The following is a 14636-nucleotide window of genomic DNA, read 5'->3' as shown; positions in this document are numbered from 1 at the left end:
TCGAGTGGCAAATGTCGAGTGGCGAATGAGAAGTGGCGAATGAGAAGTGGCGAATGAGAAACGACGGTACGATATAACTGATGGCGTTACCTCGACTTTCTCCGTTGTACCTCGCACTTCGGACTCCGGACTTTTCTTTATGCGTATTCTTTTGGTTGACGATGAAGTAGAAATGGCAGATCCTTTAAGCCGTTTGTTGATGCGGGAAGGATATGAAGTGGAGGTTGCCTATGAAGGCGATCGCGGCAATCAGCTTGCTCAAGATCACCCCTACGATCTGCTGATTTTAGATTGGATGCTGCCCAAAAAAACAGGGCTGGAACTATGTCAAGCGCTGCGATCTCGGGGCAACATGACTCCAGTATTGTTCCTGACTGCCAAAGACACCCTTGATGATCGCGTTCAGGGTTTGGATGCTGGAGCGGATGATTACTTGATCAAGCCCTTTGAACTACGAGAATTGCTGGCTAGAGTACGAGCGTTGCTAAGACGACCCACTGCTGTTTTAGAGACTGCTGCTCGACGGCTACAGGTAGACGATCTGGAACTTGATCCTGAAAATCAACTCGCCTATCGTGGCAATCGAGAAATTGAGCTTTCTGAAAAAGAAGCCCAACTCCTCGCCTATCTGATGCGATCGCCCAATCAACTGCTGACTCACGAGCAAATCTATCAACATGTTTGGGGAGATGAAAAACCAAGCAGTAATACCCTAGCTGCCCAAATTCGCCTGCTGCGACGCAAAATTGAACTGGATGATGAATCGCCCCTAATTAGCACCGTGTATGGCAAAGGATATCGATTCGGCTGCTGCACTCTCAAGTAATTGATCCGGAGTGATTGATTCGGCTACCACCGAACGGGTGGCGGTGCAGGTTCATACGGTTCATAAACTGGCGGCGCAGGTTCCACGGGTGGCGGCGCAAGTTCCACGGGCGGCGGTGGCGCATTTTCTAGAGCAGGATAGGCAGGCAGACGGCGACGCGGCGGTGTATAGGGTTGGGTATAGGGTGGCTCAGATACAGCATTGCCTGATGGTTCAGGCGGTAAAGGCTCCTGGGTAGATGCATTTTCATCGTTGGGTGAGCGTTCTTCAAGCTCAGAAGAGCGTTCTTCATCGGATGGATTTTCATCGAGAGTCGGAGTTTCCTTTAAAGAACGACGGGAACGTTCGAGGGCTGCTTCTTGCGCTCGAATCCGGGCAATCTCTGCGGCTCTAATTTCGGATTGCCAAGTCGCGATCGCCCCTTGAGCTTGTCCATAGAGCGATCTATTGGGGGCAATTTCCGCCGCCGTTTGGATGGCTCCATTCAAATTCCCTTGGGATGCCAGTGTCCAAGCTCGGTCTAAGATGGGCTGGTCTTGAATGGTTTGAAGATTTCCCGTCCAGGCAGCAATCAGGGTTCGAGCTTCTTGACGGAGAGGACGACCGACTGCCACACCATTGGCTTGGGCGATCGCCGCTTGCAGAGATGGAATCGAGCGTTTATCTGCCAGTTTTCGGGCATAGGCAAGATAGGGTAAATCTTCAGACTTGAGCAATGCTTGCTGCCAATAGGCAACCAGGGTTTGGGCTTGGGCACGGCGAGGGCGATCGCGGGTGATCTGTTGCCCCTGCCAGAGGGCAAGTTTGAGCGCTTGCGGATGTTGCAAACTGCTCACAGCCCAACCTAATTGAAGCAGGGTGAGATCTTGAAGTTGCGCTTTCCAGCTTTTTAAGTTGGCTTGGGCTTGGGGATAGTAACGGCTGTCGGGCTGAAGTAAGTCGGCAGTGGCGATCGCGGCGGTTAGGTTCCAAAGCTGCGGCACCGTTGGCTTCAGCGTGGCGCGGCTGTCCAGGGAATGGCTGCGCGCCTGACTCAACCACAGTAAATCTTGAGCGGTTTGAGTCAATTTTGGGTTTGGAATCACTAGTTTTGCCAGCGCCATTGACTGAGCCAGATTGCCCTTAACCCAATTTTGATAGCTCAACGAAAGCAGAGTTTCACTCCACTGGCTCAGCAATTTCTGAGCATCGCTCCAAGCATGGGTTTTGGTATCCATGCGGCTGACTCCTGCGATCGCGGCTCCCAACTGCTGCGGCTGGCTGAGCTTTGCAACGTCCTGAGCTTGGGCAAAATAGCGGCGACTGCGCTGTTCAGATTCAAGCTGCTGAGTCAGCGCGGTTGCTCGCTCATAGCGCCAATAATCTTGCGAAAACTCTCGCAGTAAGCCAATTCTTTCGGCAGCAATGTTCCACTGTTGCGCTTTCAGAGCCGCTTGGACAGTCGTGGCGATCGCTTCCCCTTTCTGCCAAAATTGCCGCCACTGCGCGATATCTGTCTGTGCTTCTGCATACAGTGGACTCGTTTTAGGAATGCGGCTTGCCAGTTCCACGGCTCCTTTTAAGTCACTTTGGGTAATGCGATCGTGGGCAGCAGTCAAAATGGGCTGCGACCATTCTGCAATCAACCGCTGGGCTTCTCGGTAAAGCGGATGGTCGGGTGTCCACTGATCTAAAGCATCCATGCCCGCTAGCACCTTGGGCAACTCGCCCGACCGAGCCGCTTCTTGGGCACAGTAGAGTTGCTCCATCTCTGTGGATAATGATGAAGTTTTTTGGCAGTCGGCGGAAGGGGGCGGCGTTGTTAATAACCACAGCGCGGCTGTACCAATACTGCCAACGACACAAAAAATCCCAGCGCTAACCAATAGCCATCGCCAAGATTTTGTCCTAGACCACAGAGAGCGGAGCGGAGAACCTCTATGAGGCTCTAAAATTGGCACTATTAATTCAGCATGGTCTTTCTCTGGCTCTGCTGGGTTGCTAGAGCTATCAGGGTGGTTTAGTTCAAACGGATTGGATTGTTTGCCGACCATGCCTTCTCCTCCCCACCGTCAATCCCTCAAGCATTATTTCACGTTCATCCCGTAGCCAAGCTACTTAGCAACAAGCTTAGTACAGACAGCAAGCCTGAGCTATTCTAGCCGTAAAAATGGATAATGCTAAGATTCCTTTTTCACCATAAACGGGGGCATGTCAGGAAATAACCGCAGGGCGATCGCATCAAATTTGAGTAGTGAGAGATGTTGATCAAAACCCTGGGCAACCGCAGAATTACTGCCAAAGGTGTCAAACTAGGCGTTGCTGATTGCAGCTATGATTTCCCTCATCCCCAACCCTTCTCCCCAAGGAGAAGGGAGCTAGAAATCTTATTCCCTCGCCCGTTGGGAGAGGGCTAGGGTGAGGGCAAATTTAGGCGTTCATAGATCAATTCAGCAACGCCTCAAACTACAGGGCAAGGTGCAATGGAAGTTCCAGGCAACTTATCTGTTCACTTCTTGCCCGTCGCTCTTTGCCTTTATCCTAAAACCAACTATCAATGCCAAAGTTGGTAAGCCTAGGGTGGCAAGGCTTCGCAGTCCGGCATCTCCTTGCAGCCAATACATGGCGCTGCTAGACACCATAAACATGAGGGTGGTTAAACCGAAAACTTGGGCAGCGGGAATCACTGCGGCGATCGCTAACAGCACCGAAACATACCAAGGCATTAACCAGGCAGTGCTGTAGAGCATCAGCACCAACGTTACCCAGCCGATCGCTTCCATCAGATCTAAAGTTGAGTAGGTGGGCTTCCGAAACGTTTGCAGCACTGTCCAAGCATAAAATGTAGCGAAAACCAGCAGCCCATAGCGTGCGGTGCTTAAAAGCACCTGTTTTTGATCACCCAGCGGCAGAAAATTAGGCACAAAAATTTGCAGCGTTTCAAAACTTGCCCGGAGGAGTGCTGGTAGGGATGACTGATATTGCCCAACTACGCCAGGATTAAGCAAGCTGCGCCAAGATTGAATAGTGGGCAGTACGGTGAGCGACAGAGCCACAGCAATTAGCAAGGATAATAGGAGCGCGATCGCCAGTTGTTTCCAGCGTCGTTGCCGAATTAAGAATAGCCCTAATAGCGGCATCCAAATAATGGGAATGGTTTTTGCTAAAAAGCCGCCCCATATTGCTAAAAATGCCGTAGCATAGCGTTTTTTTGCCAAACAAGCCGCCAATAGTAAGACACAGGTATTCACAAATACATCCACATGAGCAGACCCAACTTGCTCAACTAAGAGCAACGGGCAAAGTAGATAAGCTGTCGTGATTTTTCCTCGTTGCAGAGGCGGCAAGATTGTCCAAATTAGGTAGCCATTAAATAGGTGCGCGATCGCGCAGATACTTTTAAAGATATAAACCGCCAAGATTGGGTGAAGGGCGATCGCGGCAGCAGACACACTAAACAGCAGTTGCGAAATGGGTCCATAGGTAGACGTTTGCTTCCAATCCACAAAAGGGGTCAGTCCAGAAACAAACCCACCTGCGGAGGTTGTGAAAGGATCGACATGACTGAGATTCATCAGCCCAAAGTGAAGATAAAGATAAATATCATTGCCCAAAGGATAAGCAATCCAAGCGAACAGCAGAAAGATTGCGACCCGTTTGAGGACATTCCTAAAGCGATCGGGAAGATAGGAATAAGGAGCGCCCAGCAGCCAAATTAAGTGAAGCAAAACCAAAACTAGATAGCTCAGGCTGATGCTTAAATGGGCTGGAGCATTGGGGAAGGTGGCAAATCTTTTCCCCCCTGCTAATACGTAATGAAACTTATCTAATCCTAAGACGGTGAGTGCAATAGACAAGTAAACAGACACAGGCAGCGCAATCCCCAAGAGCGCTCCGATGCCAAATAGATTTTGAGGAGCAGTTTTTACCAATCTTGGCATTTGCGAACAGGTATACAGAGAACCGATATCAATGCAGTGGCAACTTCTTCAAGTACCTGCCAAATTTGCCTCATATCCTTCACTTTATCTATACTCATCGGTGTAGAGACATGACTAGGTTTAGTTTTTGGGGTGCAGTCGTAAAATTGTACTGCTAAGTTTGGCTGAAGCAGATAACCCAGCAAGTGAATTTAGCGCGATTAATCCGCAAGTGTTACCGTTACTGACGATCGCGGTTCCCATTGGCTTGCAACGAGGAGGTATTCAATCTCAAGCAACCATCATCAATCGTGGAAACTTGTAGGCTGGACAAGATTTGACCTTGGTGAGCGATCGCCTGGATTTGCAAGGAACGCTTCAGGCTGGACAAGATTTATCGCTGCTGGCAACCGATACCGTCAAAGTTCGGGATACGATCGCCGATCCTTTTTTGGCACAGGCAGGCAGAAATTTGACCCTATCGCATCCTATCAGAAGAATTGCTGCCCAATCCGCTCAACAGTTGTTTGATTAATTACTAAAATAGATCTAAAGACTGATAAGAGACTGAAAGCGCGATGAGTCGGAGCAGAGGTGGAGTAGAGCGATGGCTACAGTAAAAATCAGAAAAACTCCTGGAATCTGCAATGGAGCCGCTTGTGTGGGTCGAACACAGATTCCCGTATGGCAATTGATTGCGTTGCACCTGCAAGGATGCTCAGACGCAAATTTGCTCGGCGACTATCCACAGTTGACGAGAGATGACTTAAAAGCAGTTCGCACCTATTATGCTCAAAATACGGAAGAAATCGACGACGCGATCGCGGCTGAAAACTCAGAAAGTTAGCACAACGCAAGTAGAAACAGTATTTCTGAACTGACTTTGCAGCTTTAGTTTAGGCAGTTTTTAGGAAGTCACCTTCATCAATCATCTGGAGCGATCGCATCTCCAACCCACGATCACCGATACTGAAGACATACAGGAGCGATCGCATTGCCAAGCCGCGATCTGCTCGTTGAAGGCAAGAAGTATTTTGCATCAACAATAAAGCATTTTAGGAACCCCCAAAAAAGGCTCCTATCTCGAATGTAGGTTAGGAATGATTCAGGTTGGCGATCTCCACGGGTGCAATCTTATCCGCAGGTTCAAATCCAAACACTTTGGCATAAAAATAGAATTCCCCGTCCATCGTGCGTTTGATGTTTTCAGCTTTACGGAAGCCGTGCTGCTCTCCTGCGTAGAGAACATAGGCAACGGGTAACCCTTTCGCTTTCAGAATTTCGACCATCATTTCTGCTTGGTTGGGCGGCACAATCTTGTCCTCATCACCTTGGAAGAAAATCACTGGACAGTTGAGCAACTGAGCCGAGTGGATCGGCGATCGCTCAATATACAGATTTTTCTGTTCTGGATAGGCTCCAATCAGGCTATCTAGGTAGCGCGACTCAAACTTATGGGTATCGGTTGCCAGCGCTTCCAAGTCGCTCACACCGTAGTAACTGGCACCCGCTTTGAATACATCTCGAAAGGTGAGAGCGCAGAGAGTTGTATAGCCGCCTGCGCTGCCGCCATCAATCACCAGGCGATCGCCATCAACCTCGTCCCGTACTGCTAAATACTTGGCTCCATTGGCGCAATCATCCACATCCACAATGCCCCATTGCCCGTTCAGTCGCTCTCGATAGGCGCGTCCATAGCCCGTACTGCCACCATAGTTTACATCCAGCACCGCAAAACCGCGACTCGTCCAGTATTGAATCCGCAGACTAAGCATGGTGGATGTGGCAGACGTGGGACCGCCGTGGCTTTTCACCAGCAGCGGCGGACGCTCATTTTCAGGCGCGGCAAAGTCTTGATTGTGGGGTGGGTAATAAAAGCCGTAAGCCTCCAGTCCGTTCTCAGTCGGAAAGGCGATCGCGGTGGGCGCTGATAAATAACCGGGATCAATCTGTAAATCGCTCGATTTTTGCAACACTTCAAGCTGGCGAGTTACTAAATCTAGCTGCACCAGTTCGCCTGATTGAGTCGCTGATCCTGCCTTGAACACCACTTTTCCCGGTGCGGCGTGAATGCTGCCAATTTCAGAATAGGGCGTGTCAATCAGTTCCAGGGCTTTGGTGTGCGGGTTCAAGCTAGCAAGATAGGATGCGCCGTTTTGGGTATAGGTACAGATGAGTTGATCTGCCGACTCGAACCCGTAGGTAGACATGCCAAACACCCATTGGGGCAAGCCAAATTCAGCTTTCATGGGACACAGCGGCTCGATCGCCCCCTGCCAGCGATAGAGGTTCCACCAGCCCGTGCGATCGCTGACAAAATACAGCACTCCATCCGGCGACCATTGGGGCTGAAAAATCGACTCGGTTAAGCCACCTGCAATTTTTTGGCAAGCGGTCATAGTGCCATCCGCATCAAGAGTTCCTAGCCAAAGTTCGGTGCCATCCCAGGGCATATTCGGGTGATTCCAGCTAATCCATGCCAGTTGCGAGCCATCCGGACTGAGGCAAGGCGACGCATAAAAATCTTTATCAGAGGCGAGAATCTGCTGATCGCCCTTGCCATCTAAGCGAAAACTGGCGATCGCATTCACCGCTTCACCTGCATCGTTTTCGTCGCTATTTGCTTCACCCGTATGATCTTCACGAATACAAATCATCCGGTTGCGCTGGGCATCAATCACGCCATCGGCATAGCGCCACGGTTGCGCTGGAGTAATGGCAACGGGTTCGCCCCCCGGCAGCTTACGATACAAGCGCTGGTCAGCAAAGTTAGAAAAATAAACTGCGCCTTGATGCACTAAAAAAGCCCCGCCGCCGTATTCATGCACCCGCGATCGCACATTGAAAGGCGCTGGCGTAATATCCGAGATTTGCCCTGCTGCTGTCCGTCGCACGATCACATTGCGTCCGGCTTCCGTGGGGCGCTGTTCCGTCCAATATACCTCGCCGCGATCGAGACGAACTTCACCCAGTCCAATCGTTCCTGCCACAATTAGGTCTGAGGTGATGGGCGATTTCCAGGAACCATAAGGGGCAATGTGCGGGGAAGTCATGTTGGTTACTCGTGCGTCAATAGTCACCTTTGAGGATAGAGGGTTTCAGTCCAGGTTGCCAGTGCCTAGGGGTATGTCGAACAATAATTGATACGCGATGTGCAACTTCTCTGAAACAACGCAAAGGCTGCCCTCACCCTAGCCCTCTCCCAGTAGGAGAGGGAACAAGAAACGTCCAAAAGCTCTTCTCCTTGGGGAGAAGGGTTGGGATGAGGGCAAATTAGTTGCACATCAGGTAATTGATAGTAAGGGGTAAAGGGATATCTCCTCCACTCCTTCACCTGCTTTGATTAACCAAAGCGTCCGCTGACATAATCTTGAGTTTTTTGGTCAGCCGGTTTGTTAAACAGCAAATTGGTTTCATTAAACTCCACCATTTCACCGAGATACATAAAAGCGGTGTAGTCTGAAACCCGTGCTGCTTGCTGCATACTGTGGGTGACGATCAAAATCGTGACTTGCTGCTTCAGGTCGTTGATCAGTTCTTCAATGCTGGCAGTGGCGATCGGGTCAAGCGCAGAGGTTGGCTCATCGAATAACACCATGTTGGGTTCGGTGGCGATCGCCCGTGCAATACACAACCGCTGCTGTTGACCACCCGACAGATTATAGGCAGGCTCCTTCAACCGATCCTTTGCCTCATTCCACAACGCCGCCCCTTGCAACGCTTTTTCCACCTTTTCATCAATCAAGCTTTTTTGAGTGATGCCCTGCACCCGCAAACCGTAGGCAACATTTTCATAGATCGATTTCGGAAAGGGATTAGGGCGCTGAAACACCATGCTAATACGCATCCGTACTTCGATCGGGTCGATCTGCTTCTCTAAAATGTTTACCCCATCCAGCAAAATTTCCCCATCATAGCGATTGCCGGGATACAAATCGTGCATCCGATTGAAGCACCGCAAAAGCGTAGTCTTACCGCAACCCGAAGGACCGATCAATGCCGTGACTTTGCGATCCCAGACAACCATGCTGACATTTTTGAGCGCCTTCGATGACCCGTAGTAAAAGTCGAGATTTTTTACTTCCGCCTTCCGCTCCATCGCAGATGAAGTAAGTACGCGCGTATTTTCTACCATTTGGCTCCCTTCCGAAGACGATACCGTAAATAAATTGCAACCGCATTCAGCGATAGAGTCAAAAGAATTAGCACAACCCCAGCAGCAGCGGCATTCACTTGAAACTCTGGCTCTGGTCGAGAAACCCAATTAAACATTTGAATGGGCAACACTGTAAAGGGAGCCTTTAGCCATTCCAATGAAATAAATGGGAATTGAGCATTGATCGGCGAGGGAGGGAGGAATGCGATGAAGGTCAGTGCCCCGATCGTAATCAGGGGAGCCGTTTCACCGATCGCCCGTGACAAACCAATAATGATCCCAGTGAGAATACTGCCTGAAGAATAGGGCAAAATGTGATCCCAGATCATCTGCCATCGGCTGGCACCCAACGCATAGGCAGCTTCTCGCAAACTGCCCGGAATCGCCCGTAATGCTTCTCGCGTTGTGACAATCACAATCGGCAAGATCAGCAACGCTAGGGTTAAACCTGCCGTCAAAATACTCTCGCCTAAATTGAGTACCGTACTAAAAAGCCCCAACGCTAGCAGTCCGTAGACGATGGAAGGAACGCCTGCAAGATTCGTGACGTTAATTTCGATCAAGGCTGCTAGCCAGTTCTTGGGAGCATATTCTTCTAAATACACGCCAGCCGCAACCCCCACAGGCACCGCCAGAAACATCGTGGTTAGCATAACCAGCAGTGAGCCAACCCAGGCGGATAGGATGCCTGCTTCGTTAAAATCGCTGCTGGGAAACGAGGTAAAAAATTTCCAGTTGAGCCGGGGTAGCCCCTGAATAACGAGTTGAGCAACTAGCGCCAGCAAAATCAGCGTGGCGATCGAAATAACCAACAATCCCAGCACTCCAAATAGCTTGCTGATCAGTTGACGACGAGCCACTGAGGATCGAATCTGCTGTAGGTAATTGCTCTGAGAAAATTCAGCCTGTGCCATATCAATAGGTTTCGCGGAAGCGTTTGGTCAGAAAATAGCCAATAATGTTGAAAATCAAAGTGACAATCACGAGGACAAGCCCAGCCGCAAAAATAGTTTGATATTCTAAAGTGCCATGGGGCAAATCGCCTAAACTGACTTGAACGATGAACGCTGTAATTGTGGCTGCCGATTCTAATGGATTGAACGTGAAGATCGGCTGCAAACCAGCGGCGATAGCCACAATCATCGTTTCACCCACCGCACGAGAAACCCCCAAGATAAATGCCGCAATCACCCCAGAAGCTGCGGCTGGCAATACAACCTTCAGCGCCGTTTGGAGACGGGTTGCACCAGTGGCATAGGAGCCTTCTTTGAGGTTTATCGGCACCGATCGCATCGCATCTTCGCTAATCGAGCTAATCAACGGTGTAATCATCAACCCCATGACCAGCCCTGCTCCCAGCATATTAAACCCAGCAAGTTCAGCCGGAAAAACATCCGGAAAAATCGTTGATAAAGATGCGCCAATCGGTTGGTATAGCCACTGCAAAATCGGAATCACCGTCAGCAACGCAAAATATCCATAGACCACCGTTGGAATTCCCGCCAACAACTCCAAAATCGGCTTGACCACTTCCCGCACACTGGGAGCCGCAAACTCACTTAAATAGATAGCCGAAATTAAACCCATCGGTAGGGCAACGGCTAAGGCAACGGCAGTCGTGGTTAGCGTCCCTGAGACGAGCGGCAAAATTCCGTAGCCCGGTGGATCGAATAAAGGCGACCAATCCTTACTGGTTAAAAACTCGACTAGCGAAACCTCTTGAAAGAATAGAACTGATTCGCTGATGAGAATATACATGATGGCGATCGTCGTCGCCACGCAGGAAAAAGCTGCCAAAAATAAAACAAATTCAATCAAACGTTCCTTGAACTCGCGGGCTTTCTTCTTTCGAGTAAATTGAAGATCTTTCTCAGAAGATTTTAGGGGCTGAGCGGTCATGATGATAATTTGCCAAAAAAGTGGAAAGTCAGCATTATGGCTGCTGACTTTAGTAGAGCGATCGCGGGACTCAAACTAAAAGGGCGCACACGCCGATTGATGTGCGCCCCTTAGCGAAACGATAACTATTCTTTTAATTCGCGGCTGAGTAGCTCATCAACCTTAAGACCGACTGCCTCCTCTCCACCAAAAATAGTGCCAGTTTTACCTGCTTTAAACCGATTCGCAATCACTGGGTAAGCCTTAGCAGGCAAACCGACATAACCCACAGAATCAGCCGTTTTGCCGGCATTCTTGATGTAATATTCTACAAACTTTTTGACTTCCGGCTTCTTCATAGACTTATTGCTGACATAAATGAAGAGTGGACGAGACAAAGGCGTGTATCTACCGTTTTCTACGGTTTGCTCAGAAGGTGTCACACCATTGACACTCACCGCTCTAAGGCGATTCTTATTTGACTTGTAGTAAGCATAGCCAAAGTAGCCCAGTGCGCCCTTATCTTTGGAAACACCTTGAACTAGCACGTTGTCATCTTCACTAGCGGTGAAGTCCTTACGGCTTGACTTAGACTTACCATTAATCGCTTCAGTAAAGTAATCAAAGGTGCCGGAATCAGCACCGGGTCCAAACAACTTCAAAGGTTGATTGGGAAAGCCAGCCCGGACATCTTTCCAGTTCTTAATGGTGCTATTTGGTGCCCAGATTTTTTTGAGTTCAGCCGTGGTTAAGTTCTTTGCCCAAGTGTTGCCTGGATTGACCACAACAGTCAGTGCATCAAAAGCGACTGGTAGTTCAACGTATTTGATCCCTTTTGCAGCGCAGGCAGCCATTTCCTTCTTCAAAATAGGGCGCGAGGCGTTGGCAATATCGGTATCCCCGGCACAGAATTTTTTGAAACCACCCCCCGTCCCAGAGATACCCACTGTGACGTTAGCGCCTCCTGCTTTCTTGGAAGATTCTGCAATTTTCTCAGTAACGGGAAAGACAGTGCTAGAGCCATCAACTTTGACAACAGGACCCTGAGAGTTTACAGCATTTACAGATAAACCAACCACTGCTGCTGTTACAGCCGCCGCGCTCACGATCGCCGTGAAGCGGTTAGACACAAGCTTCACCTTGTCAGACACCATATTGATACTCCAGAAATTTAAGTGTTCAGTTAGTTCTTCAGGATTTACAATACTTTGCTAGGGTTAAGAGCAAGTGATTTAACGCTATGTTTTGATTAGCACCAGGTTAAATTTAAGTAAAATCACTCTTTAGGAAGTTCTTTTTGTCCCAAAAAGCCATCAAAGCTGACCATTATACAAACAGGGCATTCTCTTAGGGGTCTAGTTTGTGCAGTTACCATAGACAATAGGCTGCGTTTTAAACTAAAAATTGAAGTTACGCTTTTAGCTAAAGTTTATTTACAAATTTAATAGCACTCTATTTTCATGGATAGCCCTGAGGCAACGATTTACTGTCCAAACTCTCTTTGTCAAGCTCCCAATTCTGAGAGCGATCGCTATTGCTTGCACTGTGGAACTTTTCTGCCAAAGCATTATTTATGGGCGATCTCAGAGCGATCGCTGCCACAGGCACCCGGCGAACTGCTGGCAGGGCGTTATGTCTGTAAACAGGGTCAGATTTTTTTAGATGCCAAACCGGGATTATTGCCAGAATCCGTAGAAGATTTGCCGCCTGAAGTGGTGTGCTATCAGCGGTTAGTGACCCATTGGCTGCATGTGCCGCAGGTTTACGCAGTGCTGTTTAATCCTCAATTGCCTAGTGCTTGGATGGTGCTACTAGAAAACGTACCGATTTACCCGGCTGACATTCAGGCTAGGGAGGGGATACCCGGGACTTTAATGCCAGGGTTAGAAGCCGTTTGGAGCAGCGCTAGTCCATTGCAACAGCTTCATTGGCTCTGGCAAATGGCGCAGCTATGGGAGCCGCTGAATCAGGAAGGTGTAGCAGCTAGCCTATGGTTGGCAGACAATTTGCGTGTAGAAGGATCGTTCCTGCGCTTATTAAGCTTGGTAGGTGATTACCAATCGCCCCGTAGTTGGGTCGATCTAGGAAACTTTTGGCAGCAGAGACGGCAAGGAGCGCACTCTGCGATCGCGCCTTTTTTGGATGCGGTGTGTGAACAGATGCAGCGAGGGCAGATTAGCAGTAGCGAACCCTTAATTGGCTGGTTGGATCAGGCGATCGCGGTGTGCAGTCGGGAGCAATCTCGTGTGGTGGAGTTTGCCACTTTAACGGATCAAGGACCCACCCGTCAGCGAAATGAGGATGCTTGTTACCCTGCTAGTGGCACAACGCAATCTGTCACTCTGACTCCAGCCGCAAATAATACTAATTCCACCGCTTTGGTAGTAGTTTGCGATGGAATTGGGGGGCATGAAGGCGGAAATATTGCCTCAAATTTGGCGATCGCCACGGTGCAACAGCGATTACAAACAGCGCTGCGATCGCCCGCCTTGAGTAATCCCGCTATTTTGAAGTTGGAATTAGAACGATCGGCGATCTCTGCCAACGACATCATTGTGCAGCGGAACGACACCGAACATCGCCAAGAGCGCCAGCGCATGGGCACAACGCTGGTTATGGCAGTGGGGCAAACCCATGAGTTATGTCTCGCCCATGTGGGAGACAGCCGCGCTTATCGCATCACCCGCACTGGCTGCCATCAGGTCACCTTAGATGATGATCTCGCTTCACGGGAAGTCCGGATGGGCTATGGACTCTATCGAGATGCACTACAGCAGCCTAGTTCAGGCTCTTTGGTGCAGGCGCTAGGAATGAATGCCTCCACGCTGCATCCCACAGTACAGCGCTTTATTTTAGATGAAGACTGTTTGTGGTTGCTCTGTTCTGATGGGTTAAGCGATAATGATCTGATCGAGGAATATTGGCAACCGATGTTAGTCCCCGTGTTGGAGGGCACGATCGCTCTATCGACGGCGGTGCAGCAATGGGTGGCGATCGCCAATCAACAAAACGGGCATGATAACGTTACCATTGGGCTACTTCACTGTCGCGTTCATTCGGCGATTCCATCCAAAGCGGCTGAGTTTCAGCTAGCCGAATCCCTGGCACAGCTATCCGCAACCCTCCTCGCCTCCCCGCTTGATTTACCGTCCCTTGCTGCCAATCCTTCTACCCTCAAAACTCAGCTTAAAAAACAGCCTACGCAACTTGATAAGTCAGCGCGATCGCGCCCTAATCTTTTTCCCTGGCTGTTGGGATTGCTCATTTTATTGGGAGGTGTTGGAGTTCTATTCTTTGGCTTATTTCCTAACATCGGTAGTCGCCTATTTCCAACCATAGAAAACACGGCAGTTCCTTCTGATAGTCCTACCAGTCCTACAAATCCTGCTCCTAGCGTTTCTGGGCTGGCGTCTCCAAATCCCAGCATTGCGGCATCCCCATTCTTAACGACCCAATCGCGGGTATTAGTGAATCGGGCTGAGGTTAATGGTGCAGGGCAGACTTCAGTGATCTTACAGTCTCAACCCACTAGTCCCGAATTGAATCAACCTCTATCGCGGTTTACCATTCCGGTTGGGACTGTATTAGAGGTAATTGCAGTACAAGTGCGATCGCAGCAGCGGTGGCTTCAGTTTAAAGTCTGTTCCCTGCCTACGGCAGTGAGGGCACCGGATCGAGCCACTGTCTTTGGGCAACCGGGTGATACGGGATGGATTCAAGAAGCTGCGATCGCCCCCCTGGTTACCTCTGATATTAGCCTCACCCCTACACAACTGGGTGACTGTAAGGCTAAACGCCCAAACAGTTCCCCTGCCAAAAACTAGCTGAAGACTGCGATTTCTTCCCAAACACCGACTAGACTGATAGAACGATAAAT

The 14636-nt window shown here is 49.6% G+C and carries 13 protein-coding genes; 5 read left to right on the top strand and 8 right to left on the bottom strand.

Features of this window, described 5'->3' with window-relative positions; all coding sequences use genetic code 11:
• Positions 1–139 precede the first annotated feature (139 nt).
• The gene (gene rppA / locus AB3R30_RS00345; RefSeq protein WP_458647143.1) at positions 140–826 is read left to right on the top strand and encodes a two-component system response regulator RppA; all 687 of its coding nucleotides are present in this window, start codon (positions 140–142) and stop codon (positions 824–826) included.
• A gap of 23 nt (positions 827–849) precedes the next feature.
• On the opposite strand, the gene AB3R30_RS00340 is transcribed toward rppA, so the two are convergent.
• Together AB3R30_RS00340 and AB3R30_RS00335 are read right to left on the bottom strand one after the other, a co-directional pair.
• Positions 850–2859: a hypothetical protein gene (locus tag AB3R30_RS00340; protein ID WP_458647142.1), complete on the bottom strand. Its 2010-nt coding sequence runs from the start codon at positions 2857–2859 to the stop codon at positions 850–852.
• Positions 2860–3306: 447 nt separating this feature from the next.
• Positions 3307–4746 (bottom strand): hypothetical protein, encoded by a 1440-nt coding sequence (locus AB3R30_RS00335; protein WP_458647141.1) that lies wholly within the window; start codon positions 4744–4746, stop codon positions 3307–3309.
• A gap of 160 nt (positions 4747–4906) precedes the next feature.
• Here AB3R30_RS00335 and AB3R30_RS00330 point away from each other — a divergent pair, with 160 nt between their 5' ends.
• The 3 genes from AB3R30_RS00330 (at position 4907) to AB3R30_RS00320 (ending at position 5572) form a co-directional block, all read left to right on the top strand.
• A complete protein-coding gene (locus AB3R30_RS00330) occupies positions 4907–5050 on the top strand; it encodes a hypothetical protein (RefSeq protein WP_458647140.1) in 144 nt (47 codons plus the stop codon).
• Between the two features lie 12 nt (positions 5051–5062).
• Positions 5063–5260 (top strand): hypothetical protein, encoded by a 198-nt coding sequence (locus AB3R30_RS00325; protein ID WP_458647139.1) that lies wholly within the window; start codon positions 5063–5065, stop codon positions 5258–5260.
• Between the two features lie 72 nt (positions 5261–5332).
• Positions 5333–5572, top strand: a complete 240-nt coding sequence (locus AB3R30_RS00320; protein WP_458647138.1) for a DUF433 domain-containing protein — start codon at positions 5333–5335, stop codon at positions 5570–5572.
• A 49-nt stretch (positions 5573–5621) separates the two neighbouring features.
• On the opposite strand, the gene AB3R30_RS00315 is transcribed toward AB3R30_RS00320, so the two are convergent.
• The 6 genes from AB3R30_RS00315 to AB3R30_RS00290 all read right to left on the bottom strand — a co-directional run bounded on the left by AB3R30_RS00315 (position 5622) and on the right by AB3R30_RS00290 (position 11913).
• Positions 5622–5765 carry a hypothetical protein gene (locus AB3R30_RS00315; protein WP_458647137.1) on the bottom strand — a complete coding sequence of 48 codons (144 nt, stop codon included), beginning with the start codon at positions 5763–5765 and terminating at the stop codon, positions 5622–5624.
• A gap of 54 nt (positions 5766–5819) precedes the next feature.
• Complete coding sequence (locus AB3R30_RS00310) at positions 5820–7778, bottom strand: S9 family peptidase (RefSeq protein ID WP_458647136.1); 1959 nt, start codon at positions 7776–7778, stop codon at positions 5820–5822.
• 290 nt (positions 7779–8068) lie between these two features.
• Positions 8069–8860: a phosphate ABC transporter ATP-binding protein PstB gene (gene pstB, locus AB3R30_RS00305; protein WP_458647135.1), complete on the bottom strand. Its 792-nt coding sequence runs from the start codon at positions 8858–8860 to the stop codon at positions 8069–8071.
• Positions 8854–9795, bottom strand: a complete 942-nt coding sequence (gene pstA, locus AB3R30_RS00300; protein ID WP_458647134.1) for a phosphate ABC transporter permease PstA — start codon at positions 9793–9795, stop codon at positions 8854–8856. The genes pstB and pstA overlap by 7 nt, the downstream gene beginning before the upstream one ends.
• A gap of 1 nt (position 9796) precedes the next feature.
• Complete coding sequence (gene pstC, locus AB3R30_RS00295) at positions 9797–10780, bottom strand: phosphate ABC transporter permease subunit PstC (protein WP_458647133.1); 984 nt, start codon at positions 10778–10780, stop codon at positions 9797–9799.
• 125 nt (positions 10781–10905) lie between these two features.
• Complete coding sequence (locus AB3R30_RS00290) at positions 10906–11913, bottom strand: PstS family phosphate ABC transporter substrate-binding protein (RefSeq protein ID WP_458647132.1); 1008 nt, start codon at positions 11911–11913, stop codon at positions 10906–10908.
• A gap of 306 nt (positions 11914–12219) precedes the next feature.
• On the opposite strand from AB3R30_RS00290, the gene AB3R30_RS00285 reads away from it, so the two are divergent.
• Positions 12220–14583 (top strand): protein phosphatase 2C domain-containing protein, encoded by a 2364-nt coding sequence (locus AB3R30_RS00285; RefSeq protein WP_458647131.1) that lies wholly within the window; start codon positions 12220–12222, stop codon positions 14581–14583.
• The last annotated feature ends 53 nt before the right edge of the window (positions 14584–14636 follow it).

Origin of the sequence: Sivoneniella epilithica UHCC 1019, from assembly GCF_040830845.1 — a bacterium.
In the GTDB taxonomy this organism is placed as follows: Bacteria; Cyanobacteriota; Cyanobacteriia; order Leptolyngbyales; family Leptolyngbyaceae; genus ULC077BIN1.
This window is presented reverse-complemented; position numbering and strand designations above follow the sequence as displayed.

Excerpts from the sequence above, each read along its gene's own strand:
- AB3R30_RS00290 (WP_458647132.1), bottom strand. The coding sequence starts at position 11,913 with ATGGTGTCTGACAAGGTGAAGCTTGTGTCTAACCGCTTCACGGCGATC.
- AB3R30_RS00335 (WP_458647141.1), bottom strand. The coding sequence starts at position 4,746 with ATGCCAAGATTGGTAAAAACTGCTCCTCAAAATCTATTTGGCATCGGA.
- AB3R30_RS00320 (WP_458647138.1), top strand. The coding sequence starts at position 5,333 with ATGGCTACAGTAAAAATCAGAAAAACTCCTGGAATCTGCAATGGAGCC.
- AB3R30_RS00340 (WP_458647142.1), bottom strand. The coding sequence starts at position 2,859 with ATGGTCGGCAAACAATCCAATCCGTTTGAACTAAACCACCCTGATAGC.
- AB3R30_RS00285 (WP_458647131.1), top strand. The coding sequence starts at position 12,220 with ATGGATAGCCCTGAGGCAACGATTTACTGTCCAAACTCTCTTTGTCAA.
- AB3R30_RS00310 (WP_458647136.1), bottom strand. The coding sequence starts at position 7,778 with ATGACTTCCCCGCACATTGCCCCTTATGGTTCCTGGAAATCGCCCATC.
- pstC (WP_458647133.1), bottom strand. The coding sequence starts at position 10,780 with ATGACCGCTCAGCCCCTAAAATCTTCTGAGAAAGATCTTCAATTTACT.
- AB3R30_RS00315 (WP_458647137.1), bottom strand. The coding sequence starts at position 5,765 with ATGCAAAATACTTCTTGCCTTCAACGAGCAGATCGCGGCTTGGCAATG.
- pstA (WP_458647134.1), bottom strand. The coding sequence starts at position 9,795 with ATGGCACAGGCTGAATTTTCTCAGAGCAATTACCTACAGCAGATTCGA.
- pstB (WP_458647135.1), bottom strand. The coding sequence starts at position 8,860 with ATGGTAGAAAATACGCGCGTACTTACTTCATCTGCGATGGAGCGGAAG.
- rppA (WP_458647143.1), top strand. The coding sequence starts at position 140 with ATGCGTATTCTTTTGGTTGACGATGAAGTAGAAATGGCAGATCCTTTA.